This window comes from Loktanella sp. PT4BL, from assembly GCF_003201935.1.
Taxonomy (GTDB): Bacteria; Pseudomonadota; Alphaproteobacteria; order Rhodobacterales; family Rhodobacteraceae; genus Yoonia.
Map to the genome: position 1 here is coordinate 1 of NZ_QJJL01000001.1, position 22,558 is coordinate 22,558.

A 22,558-nucleotide genomic window follows, 5' to 3' on the forward strand; every position below is an offset into this window, starting at 1 on the left:
TCTCGTAGTCCCTGACGAGCTACCGACCGCCCTCCGCATCAACCAGCCACAACAACGTGCAACCGATAAATAAATGGGGCGTGGCCACCGCATACAATTTGTTCATAAAATATAATAAATGAGCCTCTCAGTCTTATTATTTCGACAAGCGTAATTCAGACTACAGTAACTTTCGAAGCCCATTTCTTGCTATGCCAAGCAGGAGTGGATTTCATGACAAATTTAACGACAGCTCCCGTCATCCCGAGCCCCAATATGGAAGTAGTAGCTACATTGAGTGGCGGTTTCTTTGGAGCGATACTAGTAAACAATTATGGTTTTCATTACTTTGAAGATCATGTTGAAAATTTAGGGTTGACCAACATTCGCTTTCCTGGAGGTACAGTTTCCGAACATGGGTACATCGTGGATGGCAGAATTCGCCTTGGAACCGACGATGTATCTTTGGAAGCGCTCAATGGGGATAGGTCAAACTTCGCTTTTGATTTAACCCATCCAGAACTCATAAGTCCGCTCGCCCTTGAGTATGACGAACTTCACCATTTGAGACGAGATGACGTAGGGACCTTCAGTCAAGCTCTCAATCTCGCTGTTCAAAATGGATCATCGCTGGCTTTGATCATACCGGTTCAACGATATTTCAACAACGCTGACTTTTCAGACCCAGAGGTCCGCGATCAAGCTGTTTTGGCAGCGATTTCTGATATAAGCGTATTTCTCGAAAGGTTAAAGAATGGAGACTATAACGATGGTGTCTATCCAGAGACCATTACTCTAGAAATCGGGAATGAAGCATACGGAAATCCGATTGAGTATGCGCTCATTGCCAAGGTTATGATAGATGAAATCGCAGCACAGCTTGAGGGTTCAGGAATCAACTATGAAATAGCATTTCAGATGGGTCGGGGAAGTTTTGAATTCATAAGTCTTTTGGATTCTGGCTATTTTGATCCTTTCTTTGACGATTCAGTAGACATGATTGACGGGCTGGAGGGCCTGGGCTTCGTCCCTAGTCAAGGAATGTCATATGCTGAAAGGCAGGTCGCAATCGATGAGATGATGATCAGTGTCCTTGGCGACTCGATTGAGCATATTGATGCGCTACGGCACCACTACCTGATGATAGACTCAAACGAGCTCGCCAATCCCGAGCTGCCCGTAATGCAACGCGATCTAATTCTCGATCATTGGCTCGCCCAATTTTCTGAGTATGGGTTGGACCCTGATGACATCGACTACTATGTTTCTGCTTGGAGTACAGATAGCAGTAATGGTTCCTCATCTCCCTATGACCCTGCTGCGGCAATTAATACGCTTGAAGTTCTATCTCACTTCTTAACAATTGGTGTAGATAGAGCTGCGCTATGGGGGGTCGTTGGTGCATTCCGCTACAATGATGACATGCCGTCATCAGTCGTCACTGATCGGCTATCCGACTATCTTTCGCCAAAGGCTGCTCTCATCAAGCTTATGACCGAAAACGTGATGGGCGCTGACTTCATGGGTGAAGGAGGCGGCGCAAGTGATGGCTACAAAAGCTACACCTTTGAAACCGAAACCGCATTTACTGTTTTTTTCTCTGTCGAGCGTCTCGACGGTGCGGAGTTCAGTCTCAATGTAGATCTTGGGCTTTTTGGTGACCTTTCGAGCGTGGATGTCGTTAATCTTGATATGCTGGAAGGTGCGCAAAGTGGCGCTTCAAACGTTACTTATTCGAATACGCTCGTTCAAAACGGAAGTATCAGTCTTACGTTCGATCAGGATTTTGAGATCATCATGGTCACGCTCGAAAAGGAAGACAGCAACAGCTTTGGTATAGCGGAGTCCATCGCGGAATTTCTTGGAGAGGATGTCTTCTGGGCGGATGACTATGAGGTTCTTTGGGCAACTGCAGACGGCGGCTCAATAATTGGCAGTGAGATGTCGGACATTGTTGTCGGAGGTGCCGGAGATGATATTATTGATGGAGGTGCAGGGCGAACAGGTGTCATCAGTAGCGGCAGAGTTGACAACTTTGATCAAGTTGGAGGGCAGAACGGTGATCTCCTATTTGGTGGCGAAGGTGGCGATTCCATTTACGGACACTCCGGAAATGATTTGCTCTTTGGAGGATCAGGCGACGATGAGCTCTGGGGCGGGGGAGGCTTTGATACCTTTGTGTTCAAAGAAGGCAACGATCAGATCCATGACTTTACACTTGGCGTCGATACACTCTTGATCGACACGACGCTGCTGGATGGGCGTCAACTAACTGACTTTGCGCAAATAGACACAACGAACCAAGGCAACTCCATTGAGTTCGATTTTGGCAACGGGAACTCACTCACAATTCATGGTTTAACTGATCTTGACTCAATTCTGACAGAAGTTGAGTTCAACGAGATGGAAGATTTGTCATTCTGAAGGTGTTCTGGTCATACATCGTCAACCCCTACAAAAGATACCCAATAGCTGCCTCTTGAGTAACACTTCATTTACCAGATTTGGTCACAGTAAATTTAGCCATAGGAAGGGATTCTAAGAGATAATCGTCATCATAACAAAGCTAGGTGAGAGGTCAGCCAGGGATGGACCTAGTTTAGTATTAGATAGGAATAGTGATGCAAAATGACCTCCCCCATAGCTGGATGCTTGATGTACTTTCAGATCTTAAAGCTTATACATCAAAAAAGGGGTTGCACGTATGTGAAGATGCGTTGGACGATGCTTACAATCAAATCATGACCAATTTGCTCTCAGAGAGATTGATTGATAGAAAATTGTCGTCCATGGACTATGATGGTGATGATGAAAAAAGGAGAGTCATAATTTTTAATTCAGCCTACAAAGGTATTCTATTCTAAATCGACTAAGCTCACTATGAAGACGCCACCGAGCGCTTGATTTGTACCGCCGAACTCGGCGCGGCCTAGTACATCGCCTGCAATGCCGGTGAAATCGTCGCGCAAAAAATCACCTTCAAATGCCACCGCAAGGTTAATTGTGTTTGAGTTGATGTCAGTTAGTACGCCGTCGCCAGTGAATGTTAGTGTTGCATCCACACTGGGATCGCCGTCTCGAAGTAGAACACCACCCGAGAGGTCGATTTGCCCAGATACGGGAGCTCCATTGTCGTCGAGAATGCCAAATACGGTGCCGGAAATCATCTCTGACGCTGCAAACTCTACCTGCATAGCCATCCTTCCAGATAAGGAATTCGTCAAATCATCATTTGTATTTGCCAGCTGTCCCAAGAAGTATCCCGCATATTCGGCGGTCCCAAAGGTAGGGACTAGACTGGGATCAGTGAAGTCAATCGGCTGAAAACTTAAGATTAACGAGTTCGCGGATGCATTTAGCACTTCAAGCTCGGTCAACTGTGGTGCTGAATAACTCCCTGCGCCGCCGCAAGCTGAGATGACTAGGCAGCTACATAAGATGGCTTTCCGAGGCGAAACCAGCCAATTATATCGGGCCCCTCCACTCGAAAGACACCTTGCCATCGCTTCTACCCTCTAATGATGAAATGGTATTTAGACAGTACACTAAATGCTTAAATGAATAGTTTACGTAATTTCGCTGGTTTTTTGGTGTTTGATTATAACATCATCATTCACTGGGGAGCGTGCCCCTGCAATTGGAGCGGGATCGTATGATGAGAGCGCTATTTTCTCAAGCGCTTCAGCTGCGTCAAACAGCCCATCAGAGCGCGCAATTGCGGCTGCTACCTTGGCATTCAGGTGAAATTCTTCGCGCGTCATGAACAATAACTCCCATTAGTGAGGATTGTTCAACAATACTTAGTACTTATTAATAACTTGTTAATGAACCACTCTAGGTTAGCCGGAGCCTCCAAATGGGACTGTTGCATCAATCGCAGGTAAACCGCGCCGGATTAGCAGGAGGCCGATAGACGTTCGTTACGCGGCCATGCCTTGAGTTTGCAGATTTGCATAGAAGTTGGCTTCGGCTTCTGCCGACCGTCAGGCTTCTATAAGGTCGCATCTCGCCGGTTGCCGGGGCGACTTGACGGTCGACACTTCAACGCAATGACACGCAGTCAATCGTAACATGGGTCAGGCCATCAAGCCGCAATACCATACTCACAGTGGTAACTGTCGCCGACGCTGCCCACCGAGGGTTCAATACGAGCCTCCGCCAAGCGCTCAGTGTAGCGTATAGACAGTTATTGCGAGCTACTGTCGCTGTGGTGAACCAGCCCCGTGCCCTTTTCGCGGCGAAGGCCATGTACTGCCTGTTCCAGAGCATCAAGAACGAACTCGGCATGCGCCAAGCTGCCGACGCGCCAGCCAACGATTTTGCGAGCAGAGGCATCAATGACAAAGGCGACATAGGTGAAATCCGACACCGACAGCATGTTCGGTGCTGGAACAAAGAACTGGCGGTTCACCTTGTTCAGTGGACACGGCGCCTTCTTGTCAGCGATCGTCGTCCGATGCGGCTTGCCCCTGATAACATCTTGGATACCCATGCTCTTCATCAGTCTGGCGACTGTGCAGCGGGCGGCATCGAAGTCCTCGCGGCGCAACTGGTGCCAGATCTTGCGCACGCCGTAGACGCGCCAGTTCTCTTTCAAAACACGGCGGATCTCGGGGCGCAAGGCCTCATCGAGACGCGTGCGGTTCGATACCTGCGAGCTGCTGAATGCAACTCACCCACGAATTGATGATCATAATTCTGTTCGATTTGAGGCAGTTTTATGAAGAAATTATTATTCGAAGGCCTAGTCTATAAGTGGGGGGATTACCCCTGTGCCACTGGAGTTGACAGAGCTTATTAGGTCGCTCGTTCTGACCCGCAACTCTTCTTCCTCGATTGTACCATTTTTAGCTTTGCGCGCTAACATCCACGCCGCAAGGTCCTTCGCAATCACGAGTGGCACCACAATCTTCAAAGCAGTCTAAGCTTGAGAAAAGGTGACTTTCTCGTAGGCAACATAAAGCACAAAGACTGGGGACACTGCCAAACAAGTGTTGACGAACCAATAAAGCCGATTAAGCCAAGTGAATCTAGGCAGTTTAAGTCTGTCTCCAACGGACATAGCTTGAATGTATAACACTTGGAAGCGGTTTGGTTCTTTCGTTAGCCAACGATGAACTTGTCGTTCGAAGTAATCTTTTTTGTTAAGCATACGTACACTCATCCTTAAAAACCCGCGAGAGTGCAATAGTTGAAGATAGGGGGATTAAAAAAACCACAAACGTTAAGGGTTTGTTTTTAATTTATAAAATTATGAAACATGGTGCCTCAAGAGGGACTCGAACCCCCGACCTTGTCCTTACGAAGGACCTGCTCTACCAGCTGAGCTATTGAGGCGAATAGGCGCTACCAGCTTTTTCCATTTGCCGTGGACAAATCGATTTTGCAAGCCATTCCCGTCACAAGGCGCGAATTACGCATCTTCTAAAGAGACCGCCCCGCCTGAGGGCTACCGGGACAACTGGCGTAACGATCGCTATTTCGGAGGCTCACCCGCAACGATCTCGGCTTCTTCGACGACCTCGGTAGAAGGCAGCGCAGCGTCAGCGGCGCGCCCCACAATCAGCGGTAACATCTCGGTGCCAGCAGGCATCGCCACCTCGCTCATGGGCGGCGTTTTCCACGCGAGCGTGTCAAATGCACCGCAGTTGACGCAAGTTGGCCCCCATGTCGCATGGATATGCTGGCATTTGTCGCAAATCCACTGTGGGCCGCGCGGAGCCGTCAAGGCTTTGGTCAGCCAGCCGCGTACGACGGAATCGTCAGCACCTTCGCCGCGTTCAATGGCCGCCATAAGGGTCAGAACACGCGCTGTCGGTTGTTTTTCAACCAGATCACCAAGCGCACGCTTGGCGGCGGGGAAATCCTCGGCCGAGATTTGCAGTTCGGCCATCAACATCTTGGTTTCCGGGTTGTCGGCGGTCGCCTTTGTCAAAGTGGTGAACCGTTTGATCCGCGCGTCAGGTGTCTCATCGGGAACAATCTCTGCGAATGCGGCAGCGATATCCGGGTGCGGTTGTGCGTTCCATGCTTTGGTCAACACACGTGTCGCATAGCGCGCATTGCCTTCACTGATAAATCCGCGTGCTGCCATGACCGCAGCAGGGATCAGATCGGGCGAAAGACGGTTTGCCTCGATTGCGGCTTCGCGGGCTTCAATGGTTTTGCCTTCATCCAGAATATCGCGCGCCTGTGACAGCGCCAGCACCGCATCGCGGCGCTTGTGCACATCGCGCGGCAGGCTACCGGATTTCAACTTGGCACCCAGCGTCTTGCGTGCGCCTTCCCAGTCCGATTTTTCGGCCTGCAAGCGCAGCAATACATCCTGCGTTTCTTCGTGCTTGGGCTTCAGCGCAAAGGCCTTTTGCGCAAGCGCCATCGCGGTGTCGGTGTCGCCCTCGGCCAGCTTTTGTTTCATGATGCCGCGCACACCCACAAAGCGGGTTTTGTCATCTGCAAGCAGCTTCTTGTATGTCTCTTCTGCGGTCTTCCGGTCACCCGTCATTTCAGCGGCCTGTGCTGTCAGAAGGTTGGTCAGCTGCGGTTGCTTGAGGTATTTATCCGCCCGCGCCGCCTTGGTCATCGCCAGATGCCCTTCACCCGAGGCAAGCGCCATCATGCCCTCGCTCAGCGCTTCATATCCCTTCCGCTCGCGGTTGCGGTCAAAGTAACGCGATATTGCGGTCTCATCGCCGTTCAGGAATTTGAACGTGGCCACCAAGAGCGCCATCAGCTTCAACCCCAGCCAGACCGCAACGACCAGTGCAACCAAGGCAAAGACCATCTCGAGCGGGCTGAGCGTGAATTCCTGACCGGCAACATCAACCGTCGTGCCACCGTCCACTTCCATCAACTGCGTGCCGCCGTAGGTCAGCGCCGTGACAAGGAGGACAAACGCTATAATTTTTGTAAGTGACCAAAGCATAGGGTTCGCCTTTAGTTATCTGAAAGGGATGTGGAAAGAATATCGACTGCGGCAATCGCATCGGCACGTTGCTCGGCCTGCGCCAGCCAGTCGGACATTTCGGCACGGGCTACTTCGGGCAGGGCGCTGATCTCGGCCAAAGCATCGGACAAGCGGCCAGAGCGCACAGCGGCCTCGGCGCGGGACAGGATCGCATCGGCACTGCTGCCTTCGCGCGGCGTAGTGGAACGCACGTCCAACTGGTTCCGCAGGAACGCGCCAAAGCCTGTTGTCTCCTCACCTGAGACACCTTCCGCGCGGGCCGTGGCCAATGCAGCGCGTGCAACGTCGGGGAACTGGTCTTGCAGGCTGGCAAGGGTGGGCACACCGTCCTGAACCGCGAGCAATTCTGCAGGCGCACTTTGCATGGTAGCCGCCTCAAGATCACCAAGGGCGGCACCAATGGGCGCGCCGCTTTCCAGTGCGGTCTGGACACGTGACAAAGCAGCGCGCGCAGCGGCGTTGCGCGCAGCAGCAGCGGCATTCTCCTCAATCGAGGCCGCAGCCGCGCGCGCCTCTTCCAACTCGGTTTGCGCCGCATTGGTCATTTCTGCAATCTGCGCACGCAGCGCGTCCAGTTCCGCAGAAACACCTTCGCCTGTGGCTTCGGAAATCACGGTCGTGGCAGGGCGCGCTGCGAGCTCATCAATGCGGGCCTGCATGTCGGATAGCTGAACCGCCAGCTCCGCTTGCGCGGCCTCAATGCCGCTCAAATCTACCTGCGGGGCGGCCTCAATACGCTGTTCAAGCAGGCTGATCTGTGTCGCTTGCGCACTGATCCGGTCGACAAGGGTGGTGTCAGCGGCAGGTGTTGTGAGCGATGCAACGGCGAACCCGATCACACCGGCAAGAAGCCCGCCCAGCACAAGCGGGAAAAACCCGCCACCTTGTGATTTTGGTTGCGCGGGCGCGGCAGTTTTTGTCGTTTCCGGCGCTTGGGGCGTTTCCGCAGGTGCGGGCGTGTCGGCCGCTTTCGCAGCTTCAGAAGGCTTAACAGACGGCACGGATGTCGCAGTTTTGGCATGCACTTCAGGCGGAATCGCATCAACCATGGGCTTACCAGCCACAGCCGATTCGGACGCGACCTCGCCGGAAATTGCTGCATTCTTTGGTTCCGCTGGTGTCTTTCGACCCTTAGCTGGCTGTTTTGCCACGTTTTCACCCCCTCAGAGCCTTACCTGCCATATAGACAGGTCAGGTTTAGACTATCTTGCATCCGCAGGACCCTCAAGCAAAGCACCTGCCTATGCCCTGTGACCAGAGTGCGCATGCAGCGCATCCAGCGTTGCATCCAACATCGCGGGCATATCAGGGTGCTTTGCCACCGCTATCTGCCGCGTTGATCCGTAACCGAAAGCCTCGGCCACGGCTTGACTTAGCGCAATCACATGCACAGGCGCGAAAAAAGGCCCCTGCTTGCGCAATATGGTGGCTGTGCGCGGGGAAAACAGGGGGAAGATGACCGGTTCCTGCGCATCAAGGGCGCGTTTTGCATCATTATTCAGCATCTGGGGTTGCTGATCGTAGGCAATGACATCCGCGCAATCCAACCCTGCCGCGCGCAACCGATCCTTGACCGCCCCGCGCGTATGTTTGCCACGCAGATGCACAAGGCGGCCTTGTGGCCGTGCCGCAATCATGCTGGCAATCAATCCATCCGCATCACCCGACCCGATATGCGGCACAAAACCGGCCTCTTGTGCCAAGGCACCGGTCTTCTCGCCCACACACCACGCAGGAATTCCCTTTGGAATATTCAGCCGTTGGGCAGCTTCAACCCCATGGGCAGACGTGAAGATCACCGCATCAACGGAATCAATCCGTGGGGTCAGCGGGACGATCAGCATCAAGGGTGATATCACCACCTCTAGCGGCGCTGACCAGCGCGCAGCAATCTCGGCGGCAAAGCTATCGCTTTGCGCCTGTGGGCGGGTCAGGATCATTGTTGCGGTCATGCTGCACCATTGTTTGCGCGTTCCGGCAGTGTTACCTGCGACAGAACAACACGCAACCGGAAGCGCTATGACACGCTCTTTGACGATCCTTGGCATTGAAAGCAGCTGCGATGATACCGCGGCGGCTGTGGTGCGGGATTGCGATGTACTGGCCTCGGTCGTTTACGGGCAAACGGCGCTTCATGCGGAGTTCGGCGGCGTGGTGCCGGAAATTGCCGCAAGGGCACATGCGGAAAAGCTGGATCACTGTATTGAAGAAGCTCTGGCAGGGGCGGGCGTCACATTCGCCGACCTCGACGCCATTGCCGTCACCGCCGGTCCCGGCCTGATTGGCGGGGTGCTCTCCGGTGTGATGTGCGCCAAGGGATTGTCCGCCGCAACCGGCCTGCCGTTGATTGGCGTCAACCATCTGGCAGGTCACGCGCTGACCCCGCGCCTGACAGATCAGCTGACCTACCCTTATCTGATGCTGCTTGTCTCGGGCGGACACTGCCAGTTCCTGATCGTGGCGGGCCACGACAGCTTTCAGCGGATCGGCGGCACAATTGACGACGCCCCCGGCGAAGCTTTTGACAAGACCGCGCGGCTGCTGGGATTGCCACAACCCGGTGGACCATCAGTAGAGAAGGCCGCAAAGACCGGTGATGCGCGGCGCTTTCCGCTGCCCCGCCCGCTCTTGAACCAGCCCGGATGCGATATGTCGTTCTCTGGTCTGAAAACCGCGATCTTGCGCGCCCGCGACAGTGTTGTTGCGGAAAAAGGCGGGCTTGCCACGCAGGATCAGGCCGACCTGAGTGCAAGCTTTCAGGCCGCGATCACAGATGTGCTGATTGAAAAGTCCCGTCGCGCGCTTGACACCTATCTGGCGCTGAACCCGGAAAAACCCGCTTTTGCGATTGCCGGTGGTGTCGCGGCCAACACCGCTGTGCGGGATGGAGTAATGGCACTTTGCGCCGGATTAGAGACTGATTTTGTCGCACCACCACTCCGGCTGTGCACCGATAACGCGGCAATGATCGCCTATGCGGGGCTGGAACGTATGCAGGCCGGCGAACAAGACGACCTGACGCTTTCAGCAAGGCCCCGTTGGCCGTTGGATAAACGTGCGGCCCCGATGTTAGGCTCGGGCAAGAAGGGGGCGAAGGCATGAAAATCGGGATTGCAGGCGGTGGTGCGTTCGGAACCGCTTTGGGTGTCGCATTGGCCTTGGATGGAAACACAATCCATCTTTGGGTGCGCGATGCGCAGCGCGTCATGCAGATGCAGGAGACCCGTGAAAACCCGAAGCTCCCCGGTGTCACCCTCCCCCAAAATATGACCTTTTCAGCAGCGTTAGAGCCGCTTTTTGCCTGTGACACGATCCTGATCGCGATCCCCGCGCAAACGCTGCCCGCCTTTCTGACGGCCAATGTTGAGGCACTAACGGGCAAGACCCTTGTCGCCTGCTGCAAGGGCATCGACCTGCAACGCATGACCGGCCCCGCCAGCACGATCCGCGATCTGGTACCGCATGCGCAGGCGGCCATGTTAACTGGTCCCAGTTTTGCCGCCGATATCGCGCGCGGCCTGCCCACGGCGCTGACTTTGGCCTGTGCCGATGACGCATTGGGGGCCATGCTACAAACGGCCCTCTCCACAACCAGTATCCGCCTTTACCGCACAACAGACACTATTGGCGCGGAATTGGGCGGTGCCTTGAAGAACGTCATGGCGATTGCCTCGGGCGTGGCGATTGGCGCGAGACTGGGCGAAAGCGCACGCGCGGCGCTCATCACCCGCGGATTTCCCGAAATGCAGCGTCTTGCGCTGGCTTTGGGCGCGCAGCCAGACACGCTGGCGGGGCTATCCGGCTTCGGTGATCTGGTGCTGACCTGCACCTCGGACCAGTCGCGGAACTACCGCTATGGGCTGGCGCTCGGGTCAGGTGCTGACTTTGACCTGACCACGACTGTCGAAGGCGTCGCCACTGCCCGCGCTGTGCGGCAATTGGCACAAGAGCTTGGAATTGATATGCCTATCTGCGCTGTTGTGGCTGACCTGACCGAAGGCAAAACAGACGTCGCGACCGCTCTGAACACACTTCTCTCACGCCCTCTAAAGGAAGAATAAATGCGCTTTGCCCTGATGACAAAAGACAAACCCGGTGCCCTGCAAACCCGCATGGACAACCGCGAGGCCCATTTGGCCTATATCGCCGAAACCGGCGTTGTCGAAATGGCCGGTCCTGTTTTGGATGATGACGGGCAGATGTGCGGTTCGCTGATCGTGCTGGATGTTGAGGATATGGCGGCGGCGCAGGCCTGGGCCGACAATGACCCCTACGCCAAGGCAGGACTGTTTGAGGCGGTCACATTGCGCGCGTGGAAAAAGGTGATCGGCTGATGGCATATTGGCTCTTCAAGTCCGAACCCGATGTCTGGGGCTGGGATGCGCAGGTGGCCAAAGGCGATACCGGCGAGCAATGGGACGGCGTACGCAATTATCAGGCGCGCAACAACATGCGCGCGATGAAACTGGGCGAGAAAGGGTTCTTTTATCACTCGCGTACAGGGCTTGAGATTGTGGGGATTGTCGAAGTTTGTGCAGAGGCGCATCCGGATACGACGACGGATGACCCGCGCTGGGACTGCGTTGATGTGAAAGCCCTGCGCCCGTTCACCAAGCCCGTCACGCTGGAGACGATCAAGGCGGATCCGCGCCTGAAAGACATGGTGCTTGTGAATAACTCGCGTCTGTCTGTCCAACCTGTGAGCGAAGATGAATGGAAAATCATCTGCGCTTTGGGTGAAACCGAAGCTTAGGCATGCAATGAAAAAGGGCCCGGCATAGGCCGAACCCTCTCTCACCCCGCGTGCTCCACATCCACCACACGCAATTGATTCCGGTTCGACCATTCTGGCCTGCACTGGTGTTAGCGTTTGACCATAGGGCCACGCAACAAATTAGCGTCTCAAAAACATTTCAAATGGGTCTGATATGCGACAGCATAACGCAGAACGCCCGCCACAGCGGCAGGCGTTCCGTTTCGAATAATCGTGTTTTTCAGCCGTAGACAGCTTCTTTGCCAAAGTGTTTGGTCAGCATATAGTAGACAACGGCACGGTATTTGTTGCGCTCGGACTGGCCATAGGTATCGAGGACAGAAGCGATGGCCGCGTCAAGCTCGGGGCTGTCTTTCAGGCCAAGTTTCTTCACAAGGAAGTTGTTCTTCACCGTTTCGAGTTCGGCAGGCTGGCTACCGGCAACAGTCGAGGCGTCAGCGTTGTAGATTGCAGGGCCGCAGCCGATGGTCACCTTTGTCAGAAGGTCCATATCCGGCGACATGCCACATTTGTTCTTCAAGTCATCCGCATACTTCGCAATCAAATCGTCTCTTTTACCCATGAGATTGTCCCCGATGTTGTCTTTTGTTTCTAAAAATCGGCCAAAGTCGCAGCCATGCGCGTAAGTTAACGGGACTGCGCCACTTTGGTAAAGAAAAAAGCCCGCGATCGGCGGGGTTTTACCACCCTATTGCTGTTTAACGCTGGATCACGAGTGATCACAGCGGTGTGAGCGCTGAAACTTGATCTCAGACCGGTACGTGACTGTTGCACCAAAACTTTGGAACCCAAGCAAACAAGGACGCAACTATGTCAGTAAATAAGTTTCTCATCGTCACTGCAATCGCATTGGCACCTGCTATGGCACAGGCCCAGGATTGGACCGGCGCCTATGGTGGTCTCACCGTCGGCGGTTCAGACATTACCGCAACGGTAAAAGCTGCTGATGCCGAACTCGAAGGTGACGGCTCATCCGTTGGCTTCTTCGCGGGCTATAATTATCAAATGGGCAATATTGTCTATGGTGGTGAATTTGATCTGGATGGCACAAATTACGAAATCGCAGATGGCGCAGTGAAGGTTGAAAGCACAGCACGCTTGAAGGCGCGCATCGGTGCGCCCATTGGCAACGGTCTCGCTTACGGTGTGGTCGGTGCTGTTGGCGCGACATCCAATGAAGTCAAAGACGGTCGCGGCGTTCTCGTCGGTGCCGGCTATGACATGAAGCTGTCCGAAAATCTGTTGATCGGTAGCGAACTGCTGTTCCACAACTTTGAAGATGATGACCTCGAGGTGGATGTAACCACGCTGCGTCTGCGCGTCGGCTTTAACTTCTAATCCGGCCTCACAGAGCATTCCCAAGACTGGCGCGAGGGGCACCTCGCGCCAATTTTTTTTTAGCGGCACAGGCCCCATCCGCGCGATTGCAGATGAAAGTGATCAGCATGCAGACGGTTGTAGTCAGGTGAAAGTGTCAGGCTGAACCAGTCGCACGCGCCATCCCGCACCGCGCGCAGGAAGTCCGCCCTGCGACCGGGTGGTTCCCAGTCTGCCAAGAGCCTGACCTGCCCCCCATCGGCCAGCTGAAACCCCGCAATATCAATCGCATCCGCGGTCGCATGTGTGCTCATCCGCGTGGAGGGGCCGTTTCCGGTGCGAATTGTACGACAATTGTAGCTGCCGATATGGTCAATGGCGGTGACAGATGTCTGCAGAAATTCTGCTGCGGCGGGCTGTACGCTATGCGTTTCCCACATCGCCAACCGCAGGGCGATCGCGCAACGCGTTTCAATCGGGAACACCCGCGCATCGCCCACGCCCCGCAGATCAACGCGGTCGCGGATAAAGCACTGGTCACTTTCCTCAAGCGGATCAAGCGGTTGCAAGCTTGCGAAACCGTCCAGTGTCGCAAGGCATTGCACCTGATCCGCTGCTGCACGATTGAGCTTCCATCCCGTGAGCGGTGTCACCGGATCGCTGATCTGCAACGGCACCGTCGGGTTCCACTCACGCGGCAGGGGTGTCTCGGGATGGACGAGCACCTGATACACACCAAAGGCCAGCGCCCCCGCAAAGAAAAACGCAGCCAAACCGCTTATCAGGGCCCAACTGCGTTGCTTCTTCTTTCCATGCCTTTGCGCGGCCTGCTGCGCCATCTGCTGACGTTTGGCATGCCGCATAAAGGGTTAGTACCGGTAGTGTTCAGGCTTGAACGGGCCTTCGACGGTGACGCCGATATAGTCCGCCTGATCTTTCTTCAGCTCGGTCAATTTCACTCCGATCCGCGCAAGGTGCAGACGTGCGACCTTTTCATCAAGACGCTTGGGCAGGATGTGCACGCCAACTTCGTAGGCGTCGCCATTGTTCCAAAGTTCCATCTGCGCCAGCACCTGGTTGGTAAAGGACGCGGACATCACGAAAGACGGGTGGCCCGTGGCGTTACCAAGGTTCAGCAAACGCCCCTCGGAGAGCAGGATCAGACGGTTGCCGGAGGGCATCTCGATCATGTCGACCTGTTCTTTGATGTTGGTCCACTTGTGGTTCTTGAGCGCCGCGACCTGAATTTCATTGTCGAAGTGGCCGATGTTGCCGACAATCGCCATATCCTTCATCTCGCGCATATGCTCGATGCGGATCACGTCCTTGTTGCCGGTGGTCGTGATAAAGATGTCCGCGCTGTCCAGCACGTCCTCCAACAGAACCACTTCGAAACCGTCCATTGCCGCCTGCAATGCGCAAATCGGGTCCACTTCCGTCACCTTCACGCGGGCACCGGCACCGGCAAGTGACGCGGCAGAGCCTTTGCCCACATCGCCATAACCGCAGACAACAGCAACCTTACCGGCCATCATGGTGTCAGTGGCGCGGCGGATGCCGTCAACCAGCGATTCCTTGCAGCCGTATTTGTTGTCGAACTTCGATTTGGTGACGCTGTCGTTCACATTGATCGCCGGGAAAGGCAACTGGCCGTTCTTGTGCAGGTCGTAAAGGCGGTGAACACCGGTCGTTGTTTCCTCGGACACGCCCTTGATCGCATCGCGCGTTTTAGTGAACCAGCCCGGGCTGGCCGCCATACGTTTGGCAATCTGTGCCTTGATCACCGCTTCTTCTTCGGACTGGGGCACAGGGATGATCTCTTCGCCCGCTTCGGCACGTGCGCCCAGCAGAACGTAAAGCGTGGCGTCACCGCCATCATCGAGGATCATGTTAGCGCCTTCCGGGAACATGAAGGACTTGTCCAGATAGTCCCAATGCTCTTCCAGCGACTGTCCCTTGATCGCGAAAACCGGCGTGCCGCCCGCCGCAATTGCCGCGGCAGCGTGATCCTGGGTCGAGAAGATGTTGCAAGATGCCCAGCGCACGTCGGCACCCAGCTCAACCAGTGTTTCGATCAGAACCGCAGTCTGGATCGTCATGTGGAGCGACCCCACAATGCGCGCACCTTTGAGAGGCTTCTTGTCGCCATACTCTTCGCGCAGCGCCATCAGACCCGGCATTTCTGTTTCCGCAATATCAAGCTCTTTGCGGCCAAATTCTGCAAGGGCGATATCCTTGACAATATAGTCTTTCATTACTGCCTCCTCGGCGGGCGTTAATCAATTTGAAGCGCTGATAGCAGGGGTTTCCCCCTGCGACAATGGCAGCAGTGTCGCGCCTAAGTGACAATCACTTACGAACACTTAAAGGCAGGAAAGTTCATGCCAAGACGGATGATGCAAACCACACGATGGTTTACGATTTGCAGACACCCCAGTATGTCAGAGGTTGCTGAACGAAGGAGCCACTATGCCCAAAGCCCAACCCCGCGCATGGCAGCGTATGTTATCCGGACGCAGGCTCGATCTTCTGGATCCGACACCTGTCGATATCGAGATTGAGGATATCGCACACGGCCTTGCCTTTGTGGCGCGCTGGAACGGACAGACAAAGGGTGACTTTGCCTATTCGGTGGCCGAACATTCGCTCTTGGTCACTGAAATCTTCACACGTCAGCAACCGAAAGCACCGGTCAAATGGCAGCTGGCGGCTCTGCTGCACGATGCACCAGAATACGTCATTGGCGACATGATTAGCCCAGTCAAGGCGGCTGTTGGTCCGGATTACGGTCTGCTGGATGACCGTTTGACTGCAGCGATCCATCTCCGGTTCGGCCTACCCGCACAAATACCTGTTGCGGTGAAAAAGCAGATCAAGAAAGCCGATAAGCTCTCTGCTTGGCTCGAGGCGATCCAGATCGCCGGATTCACACAGGCAGAGGCCGATAAGTACTTCGGAAAACAGAATCCTGAACTGGCAGGAAGCCTCCAGATCAGGTTGCGCCCACCTGTAGCTGTGCGCGACGATTATACTGCGCACTATCACAAACTGGCGGCCGCTCTCTCGTTTGATTAAAAAGCGCAACGCTTGCTTAAGGACTCTCGGCGCATACTCGGCAGACAACGCTGCAGGGATGAAGAATGCGCTGGAAGTACAATCCGCTTGGGGTGATCAGGCGGCCCTTCTTATTACGCAAGCCCGAGAGGCTATGGGCGCACTACTGCTTGGCGCTCATGATTGTCCTGTGTCTCATCATCTTCAGCTTTTTACAGAACCGTGCCATGGTCGAACGGGGCCTTTTAGCGGCGCAGGCCATCAAACGCAGCAATGGTCAGGTGCTGGCCGCCCAAGACATCATCGCGATATCCGACGGATTGGTTGGCGCCAATGCTGCGGATCTTGCCGAATTCGATAATGCCGTGCTGAATTTTGAAGCCGTCTATGCCGACTTGCGGGCATCACAACCCAACTGGCATCTTTTTGACGACAACCTTGTCAACGCAACCCAGCCCCTGCATCAGAAAACGATATCGTTCCTGGCTGTCGCCAAAGAATTTGCAGCGGCGCCTCCTGATCGGCGCTTCGGTCTGAACCTTCGCCTCAAATATGTCTATGAGCAAAGTGGCCTGCACGACGATCTGCTTGAAGTGTCAAGTGTCATCAGCGCAAGGTTCAAGGCCGAGGCAACCCGCTTCCAGATCCAACAGAAAGCCATGCTTCTGGCATCTGGCCTTGTCTTGCTTGCAGAAGCGCTTTTCATCTTCCGGCCTGCGCAGATATCCGTGGTGTCCAGCTTAAAGTCGATGCGAAAGACCACCAACGAGCTGCGCACGTCCCAAGAGAAGCTGAAGAAAATGAACGCGCAGCTGGAACATATAGTGCGGCATGACCCCTTGACCGGTTTGCCAAACCGCCGCTCTCTGATCGAGTATCTTGACGGTATCAAGTTTGACAAACGGACTGATGAATGGAGCCTACTGCTCGTCGGTCTTGATGACTTTAAGTCGATCAACGACACAATCGGCCACGATTATGGTGACGCGCTTTTGATCGCTGTAAGCAATGCATTGAAGAGCTGTGTCGATTCTGAGCATCTGGTTGCACATGTCGGAGGCGACGAATTTGTTCTCATCTCCAACGAAGCAAGTGAATACCTCATTAAACGGATTTTCGCATCATTGAATGAACCCTTTGAAATATCGGGGCGGCGCATTCCGGTTAAAGCCAGCATCGGATACCTCACGATTGATGGCTGTGGCAGTCAAACACATGATTTACTGGCCGATGCAGAGATCGCACTTCAGTTTGCCAAGAACACGGGTGGGAAGAAGGCACAGGCCTTTACCCAACATCTGCGGGATGATCTTGGCATGATGCAACAACTGCAACTGGACCTGCCGGATGCAATCCGGAACGGCGAACTCGAACCGTGGTTTCAGCCACAAGTGCGCCTTTCAGACGGGAGGCTACATGGTGCCGAAGTCCTGGTGCGCTGGCGGCACCCCACCCGCGGACTACTCACCCCCGACATCTTTCTGCCTGCCGCTGAACGTGCCGGCATGATGATTGATCTTGACCACGCTGTCTGGAAATCGGCCATGGATCTGGCGCGCGGTTGGCAAGATGAAGAAGTTTGGCGGCCTCTTATCTCATTGAACGCAGCACCAGACACCATTTCCGATCCCTATCTGATCGAACGGTTTCTGCGCACGCTCCATCGTTCCGGCCTTGATGCGGATCAGGTCGTGATCGAGGTGCTTGAAACGACCTTGATCAATGGCAAGGATGATCTCGCATCGATCAACATAGACAGCCTTGCAGAGTGTGGAATCTCACTCGAACTCGATGATTTCGGAACCGGCTATGCGTCGCTTTCAAAACTGACACAGCTGCCATTGGCGGGACTCAAGCTTGACCGGTCGCTGATTACCCCGCTGCCGGATCAGGCCGCGGACAGTGTCGTGCGCGCAATTCTGGCACTTGCCGCCGAACTCGGGCTGCATGTCGTTGCCGAAGGTGTTGAGGAAAACGCCCAAGCAATACATCTCAGCGAGCGAGGGTGCGGTATCGGACAAGGCTATGGCTTTGGGAGGCCGATGCCACCCGCAGCGTTTACAACCTGGCTTTCTGCCAATGCCAAAAGCAAACTGAAAGCAGGGCCCGAAATCGCAAGGATCGCATGAAGCCCTTGAGGATTAGCCGCACAATCCGTATTTGACCCACAGCAGGCTGACCAGAAAAGGGCAATACATGGCCAACCACCTTTACAAGAATGATCTGCCGAACGGGCTTGATCTGGGCCCGATTGTCGCAATTGACTGCGAAACGATGGGATTGAACCCGCATCGTGACAGGCTGTGCCTGATCCAGATGTCCGGCGGCGACGGGGACTGCCATCTTGTTCAGGTCACCCCTGGCCAGACCGCTGCACCCAATCTCTGTGCAATGCTGGAAAACCCCGATGTGCTCAAACTCTTCCACTTTGGCCGCTTTGACATCGCCGCCCTCTTGAACGCCTTTGGCGCTTTAGCGGCCCCCGTTTACTGTACTAAAATCGCATCAAAGCTGGTGCGCACCTATACAGATCGCCACGGGCTTAAGGTTCTGTTGCAGGATATGGTTGGCGTCGACATTTCAAAGCACCAACAGCAAAGCGATTGGGGCGCGCCCACATTGACCGAGGCGCAACTTGATTACGCCGCCTCAGATGTCCTTTATCTGCACCAACTGAAGGAAAAATTCGATATCCTGCTGGCCCGTGAAGGCCGCACTGAAATTGCGCAGGCCTGTTTTGATTTTCTGCCAACACGTGCCAGACTTGACCTCGCGGGTTGGCCCGAACTTGACATCTTTTCGCACTGATGGCCGATCATCAGAAATTCCTTGCCACCGCGCATCGCGTGATCACGCAAGAGGCAGACGCGCTGACCATTCTGGCCGACGGGTTGAGCGAAAGCTTTGGACAGGCGGTTGAGCTTTTGTTGAATGCCAATGGGCGGGTGATCGTCTCTGGCATGGGCAAATCAGGGCATATCGCCCGCAAGATCGCTGCAACCTTCGCCAGCACCGGCACGCCCGCACATTTCGTACACCCCGCCGAGGCAAGCCACGGTGATCTGGGCATGATGACGCGCGGTGATGTTGTGCTGGTGCTGTCCAATTCAGGTGAAACACCCGAACTCGCCGATCTTGTGGCCTATACGCGGCGCTTTGGCATCCCGATGATCGGTGTCGCCAGCAGGCCGGAAAGCACACTCTTGCAACGGGCCGATGTCGCCATCGTTTTGCCCGCCCTGAAAGAGGCCTGCGGCACCGGCGTCGTGCCCACAACATCAACCACCATGACGCTTGCGCTGGGCGATGCCCTTGCGGTTGCGTTGATGGAACACCGCGATTTCACGCCGGAAAACTTCCGTGAATTCCACCCCGGTGGCAAACTGGGCGCGCAATTGTCCAAGGTCTCGGACCTTATGCATGTTGATAGCACTGTCCCTCTGGTCGCGGCGGAAACCCCGATGAGCGAGGCGCTTTTGGAGATCAGCCAAAAAGGGTTCGGCGTTGTTGGTGTTGTGGATCGCGACAAGCGCCTGATCGGGATCGTCACAGACGGGGACCTGCGGCGACATATGGCAGGCTTGCTGGATCACACAGCGGGTGAAGTCATGACCGCGCACCCTGCAACAGTCGCACCCGCCGCACTGGCAGAAGAAGCTGTCGCCATGATGAACGCAAAGAAGATCACCTGCCTGTTCGCGGTTGATCCAAACGGTGACGGCAAAGTGTCAGGGTTCCTGCATATTCACGACTGCCTGCGCGCCGGGATCGTCTAGCCTTGGGCCCGTCCGAACATCTCTATTCCCAGCTTGTTGGATGGGCGAAGATTATCCTCCCACTTGGGGCTTTGGCGCTGCTATCGACTTTGTTCCTTTTTGCGCGCGCAACACCGGATCAGGACAACATTACCATCGCAGATGTCGAAGCAATTGCCCGCGAACAGCGCGTCTCTGCGCCAGAGTTTTCCGGTGTGACCGACGATGGCGCCGTGATCGTCATATCGGCCGCAACGGCGCGACCCGACACAGACCGTCCCGACACGATGAGCATCAATGATATGCGTCTGCGCATGGACAACGCCGATGGCAGCAGTGTTGAAGTGACTGCAACCGAGGGCGAGGTTGACGGGCGCGGCCAGATCGCCCGCTTTCTCGGCCTTGCCCGGCTGATCACGTCGGACGGGTATCAAATGGAAACCAACGGATTGATCGCAGAACTTGCGACGGGACGCATTACATCTGACGGCCTGTTGGAAATCCGCGCCCCGTTCGGGGACCTGACCGCCGGAAAAGTCACATTTCAGTCGGCTGTAGGCGGCAAAGCACAGGAGATACTGTTCACTGACGGCGTCCGCCTGCTATATAACCCCCAAACACCGTGATGAAGGATCCTGCATTTATGCTGAAACAGATCGCATTTTGCGCAGCTCTTTCTCTGACCTTGCCGGTAACTACCTATGCCCAGACCAACATCAATCTGGGCGGCATGGAGGTTGATACAAGCGCGGCTGTCGAGTTGACCGCGGATAGTCTTTCGATTGATCAGGCCAGCGGCACCGCCGTCTTTGATGGAAACGTGATGATCGTGCAGGGCGACCTGCGCCTGACGGCAGGCCGCGTCGAGGTGATCTATGGTGCGGATACTTCGGAAATCTCGCGCCTTCTTGCATCTGAAGGTGTGACTTTCGTCACCGCCGATGAAGCCGCGGAAGCGCAGCAGGCCGATTACGACATTGCCAGCGGCCTTTTGGTGATGACAGGCGATGTGCTGTTGACGCAGGGGCCCAGCGCAATTTCAGCAGGGCAGATGACGATCAATGTCACGGATGGTACCGCCACAATGGAAGGGCGGGTACGCACCGTTCTTCAACAAGGTGGCAACTGATGCCTGACGCGCCTCAACTCAGCATCAAGGAAGGTGACGTCGGGCTGCACATCGTCAATCTACGCAAGAGCTATCGCAAGCGGCCGGTGATCCGCGATGTAAGCATTGACCTTGGGCGGGGTGAAGTCGTGGCCTTACTTGGTCCGAATGGTTCGGGAAAAACGACCTGCTTTTATTCAATTGCCGGGCTGGTTACCCCCGAAGGCGGCCACGTCATCATTGATGGCCGTGATGTGACAACACTACCGATGTATCGCCGCGCGCAGCTTGGGATCGGGTATCTGCCGCAGGAAATGTCGATCTTTCGCGGCATGTCGGTCGAGGATAACATCATGTCGATCCTTGAAATCGCCGTGCCGGACAAGCACCGTCGCAGAGAGCGGCTGGAAGAACTTTTGTCCGAATTCTCGATCGAACATCTGCGTCGCGCTTCGGCAATGGCACTTTCGGGTGGTGAACGCCGACGGGTCGAGATCGCGCGCTGCCTTGCCGCTGGGCCCAAATATGTCCTGCTGGACGAACCTTTTGCCGGCGTTGACCCGATCGCAGTTGGCGAAATCCGGCATCTGGTGGCAGACCTCAAGAACCGCGGCATCGGCGTTTTGATCACAGACCATAACGTGCAGGAGACGCTTCAGATCGTTGACCGCGCCTATATCCTGCACAATGGCAAAGTCCTGATGAGCGGCACCACCCAAGAGGTGATCCAGGACGAAAACGTCCGCCGCGTCTATCTTGGGAACAACTTCCGCGTAAACTGATTCTTTTGCGCCGTTAATCTTTGCATCATTGACAACTGACCACGATTCATCGCCAAATAGAGGTGATGACAAACCCGTTTTCTTTCCCCGCATGTATGCCGGCCAACCGCCGACCGATGTGGATAAGGTTAACGAAAACGGGGTGTTATCGTGATCCACTCATATAACTTTGCTTTGGTTTGCCGCAAAATCGGCAAAGATCCTTGTTCTGTTATGATCCAATAAAGGAGATACGATGCGTTACCAAATCAGTGGAAAACAAATCGACATTGGCGCAGCGCTACAAACTCATGTGCAGACCGAGTTGGCAGAAATTCTGAGCAAATATGCCGGGCGCCCGACAGAGGCTTATGTCGTGTTTTCAAAATCAGGCCACGAATATGTCTGTGAATCCGTGGTGCATCTTTCAACCGGTCTCAACGCGCAGGCAACGGGCAAAGCGAACGAGATTTACGCCGCTTTTGATGCAAGTGCCGAGAAAATGGACAAACAGCTGCGGCGCTATAAACGCCGTCTGAAGGATCACCACAAGGAACGATCACAGCCAGTTGAACTTTCGGACGCCGGATCATATATCCTCGAATCAAGAGAAGAGTCTGATGAGGATGGGCAAGACTCGGTCAATGCAATGATCGTTGCCGAGATGGAGACGAAAATTCCATCACTGTCTGTCGGTGAGGCGGTCATGCAGATGGAAATCGCCAGTGCGCCGGTATTGGTTTTCCGGAACGAGAAACATAACGGGGTGAACGTCGTTTATCGGCGGGACGACGGAAACATCGGATGGATCGACCCACGTAACTCGGGTTAGACCAACATATC

General features: G+C 54.9%; 23 protein-coding genes, 1 tRNA gene and 1 pseudogene. 15 read left to right on the forward strand and 10 right to left on the reverse strand.

Annotated elements, in window-relative coordinates:
• The first annotated feature begins 213 nt into the window (after window positions 1–213).
• Together C7964_RS00005 and C7964_RS00010 are read left to right on the forward strand one after the other, a co-directional pair.
• Window positions 214–2,403 carry a calcium-binding protein gene (locus C7964_RS00005; RefSeq protein WP_110277684.1) on the forward strand — a complete coding sequence of 730 codons (2,190 nt, stop codon included), beginning with the start codon at window positions 214–216 and terminating at the stop codon, window positions 2,401–2,403.
• 197 nt (window positions 2,404–2,600) lie between these two features.
• A complete protein-coding gene (locus C7964_RS00010) occupies window positions 2,601–2,843 on the forward strand; it encodes a hypothetical protein (RefSeq protein WP_110277685.1) in 243 nt (80 codons plus the stop codon).
• Here the strand turns inward: C7964_RS00010 and C7964_RS19730 are convergent.
• From C7964_RS19730 to C7964_RS00045, 7 genes and pseudogenes are all read right to left on the reverse strand, one after another.
• Entirely contained in the window at window positions 2,835–3,356 is a 522-nt protein-coding gene (locus C7964_RS19730) for a hypothetical protein (protein WP_146214811.1), read from the reverse strand. The genes C7964_RS00010 and C7964_RS19730 overlap by 9 nt on opposite strands.
• Before the next feature lie 189 nt (window positions 3,357–3,545).
• Window positions 3,546–3,740 (reverse strand): hypothetical protein, encoded by a 195-nt coding sequence (locus C7964_RS00020; RefSeq protein ID WP_110277687.1) that lies wholly within the window; start codon window positions 3,738–3,740, stop codon window positions 3,546–3,548.
• A gap of 350 nt (window positions 3,741–4,090) precedes the next feature.
• Window positions 4,091–4,621 (reverse strand): annotated as a pseudogene (locus C7964_RS00025) (IS3 family transposase); the annotation flags it as partial.
• Between the two features lie 619 nt (window positions 4,622–5,240).
• A tRNA-Thr gene (locus tag C7964_RS00030) sits at window positions 5,241–5,316 on the reverse strand.
• Window positions 5,317–5,455: 139 nt separating this feature from the next.
• Window positions 5,456–6,904 (reverse strand): heme biosynthesis protein HemY, encoded by a 1,449-nt coding sequence (locus C7964_RS00035; protein ID WP_110277688.1) that lies wholly within the window; start codon window positions 6,902–6,904, stop codon window positions 5,456–5,458.
• Between the two features lie 11 nt (window positions 6,905–6,915).
• Window positions 6,916–7,995 (reverse strand): COG4223 family protein, encoded by a 1,080-nt coding sequence (locus tag C7964_RS00040; RefSeq protein WP_286163669.1) that lies wholly within the window; start codon window positions 7,993–7,995, stop codon window positions 6,916–6,918.
• A gap of 192 nt (window positions 7,996–8,187) precedes the next feature.
• Entirely contained in the window at window positions 8,188–8,898 is a 711-nt protein-coding gene (locus C7964_RS00045) for a uroporphyrinogen-III synthase (protein WP_110277690.1), read from the reverse strand.
• 67 nt (window positions 8,899–8,965) lie between these two features.
• Here C7964_RS00045 and tsaD point away from each other — a divergent pair, with 67 nt between their 5' ends.
• From tsaD to C7964_RS00065, 4 genes are read left to right on the forward strand one after another with little or no spacing between them, the layout of a single operon-like run.
• A complete protein-coding gene (gene tsaD / locus C7964_RS00050) occupies window positions 8,966–10,048 on the forward strand; it encodes a tRNA (adenosine(37)-N6)-threonylcarbamoyltransferase complex transferase subunit TsaD (protein WP_110277691.1) in 1,083 nt (360 codons plus the stop codon).
• A complete protein-coding gene (locus tag C7964_RS00055) occupies window positions 10,045–11,007 on the forward strand; it encodes an NAD(P)H-dependent glycerol-3-phosphate dehydrogenase (protein WP_110277692.1) in 963 nt (320 codons plus the stop codon). Before tsaD ends, C7964_RS00055 begins: the two co-directional genes overlap by 4 nt.
• Window positions 11,008–11,280, forward strand: a complete 273-nt coding sequence (locus C7964_RS00060) for a YciI family protein (protein ID WP_110277693.1) — start codon at window positions 11,008–11,010, stop codon at window positions 11,278–11,280.
• Window positions 11,280–11,699 (forward strand): EVE domain-containing protein, encoded by a 420-nt coding sequence (locus C7964_RS00065; protein ID WP_110277694.1) that lies wholly within the window; start codon window positions 11,280–11,282, stop codon window positions 11,697–11,699. The genes C7964_RS00060 and C7964_RS00065 overlap by 1 nt, the downstream gene beginning before the upstream one ends.
• 241 nt (window positions 11,700–11,940) lie before the next feature.
• Here C7964_RS00065 and C7964_RS00070 read toward each other — a convergent pair whose 3' ends face one another.
• Window positions 11,941–12,282 carry a DUF2853 family protein gene (locus tag C7964_RS00070; protein WP_110277695.1) on the reverse strand — a complete coding sequence of 114 codons (342 nt, stop codon included), beginning with the start codon at window positions 12,280–12,282 and terminating at the stop codon, window positions 11,941–11,943.
• 248 nt (window positions 12,283–12,530) lie between these two features.
• Here C7964_RS00070 and C7964_RS00075 point away from each other — a divergent pair, with 248 nt between their 5' ends.
• Window positions 12,531–13,058: an outer membrane protein gene (locus C7964_RS00075; RefSeq protein WP_110277696.1), complete on the forward strand. Its 528-nt coding sequence runs from the start codon at window positions 12,531–12,533 to the stop codon at window positions 13,056–13,058.
• A 59-nt stretch (window positions 13,059–13,117) separates the two neighbouring features.
• On the opposite strand, the gene C7964_RS00080 is transcribed toward C7964_RS00075, so the two are convergent.
• Both C7964_RS00080 and ahcY read right to left on the reverse strand, forming a co-directional pair.
• A complete protein-coding gene (locus tag C7964_RS00080) occupies window positions 13,118–13,810 on the reverse strand; it encodes an extensin-like domain-containing protein (protein WP_286163670.1) in 693 nt (230 codons plus the stop codon).
• A gap of 96 nt (window positions 13,811–13,906) precedes the next feature.
• Window positions 13,907–15,292 (reverse strand): adenosylhomocysteinase, encoded by a 1,386-nt coding sequence (gene ahcY, locus C7964_RS00085; protein ID WP_110277698.1) that lies wholly within the window; start codon window positions 15,290–15,292, stop codon window positions 13,907–13,909.
• 214 nt (window positions 15,293–15,506) lie between these two features.
• On the opposite strand from ahcY, the gene C7964_RS00090 reads away from it, so the two are divergent.
• The 8 genes from C7964_RS00090 (at window position 15,507) to hpf (ending at window position 22,547) form a co-directional block, all read left to right on the forward strand.
• Complete coding sequence (locus C7964_RS00090) at window positions 15,507–16,112, forward strand: HD domain-containing protein (RefSeq protein ID WP_502693545.1); 606 nt, start codon at window positions 15,507–15,509, stop codon at window positions 16,110–16,112.
• A 65-nt stretch (window positions 16,113–16,177) separates the two neighbouring features.
• Complete coding sequence (locus C7964_RS00095) at window positions 16,178–18,220, forward strand: putative bifunctional diguanylate cyclase/phosphodiesterase (RefSeq protein ID WP_110277699.1); 2,043 nt, start codon at window positions 16,178–16,180, stop codon at window positions 18,218–18,220.
• A 67-nt stretch (window positions 18,221–18,287) separates the two neighbouring features.
• Complete coding sequence (locus tag C7964_RS00100) at window positions 18,288–18,899, forward strand: ribonuclease D (RefSeq protein WP_110277700.1); 612 nt, start codon at window positions 18,288–18,290, stop codon at window positions 18,897–18,899.
• On the forward strand, window positions 18,899–19,867 hold the full coding sequence (locus tag C7964_RS00105) for a KpsF/GutQ family sugar-phosphate isomerase (protein WP_110277701.1): 969 nt from the start codon (window positions 18,899–18,901) through the stop codon (window positions 19,865–19,867). Before C7964_RS00100 ends, C7964_RS00105 begins: the two co-directional genes overlap by 1 nt.
• Before the next feature lie 2 nt (window positions 19,868–19,869).
• Window positions 19,870–20,472, forward strand: coding sequence for a hypothetical protein (locus C7964_RS00110; protein WP_110277702.1), 603 nt, complete (start codon window positions 19,870–19,872; stop codon window positions 20,470–20,472).
• 17 nt (window positions 20,473–20,489) lie between these two features.
• Window positions 20,490–20,975, forward strand: a complete 486-nt coding sequence (locus C7964_RS00115) for an LptA/OstA family protein (RefSeq protein ID WP_110278486.1) — start codon at window positions 20,490–20,492, stop codon at window positions 20,973–20,975.
• Window positions 20,975–21,736, forward strand: a complete 762-nt coding sequence (gene lptB / locus C7964_RS00120) for an LPS export ABC transporter ATP-binding protein (RefSeq protein WP_110277703.1) — start codon at window positions 20,975–20,977, stop codon at window positions 21,734–21,736. The genes C7964_RS00115 and lptB overlap by 1 nt, the downstream gene beginning before the upstream one ends.
• A 235-nt stretch (window positions 21,737–21,971) precedes the next feature.
• Window positions 21,972–22,547: a ribosome hibernation-promoting factor, HPF/YfiA family gene (gene hpf, locus C7964_RS00125; protein WP_110277704.1), complete on the forward strand. Its 576-nt coding sequence runs from the start codon at window positions 21,972–21,974 to the stop codon at window positions 22,545–22,547.
• Window positions 22,548–22,558: the final 11 nt, after the last annotated feature.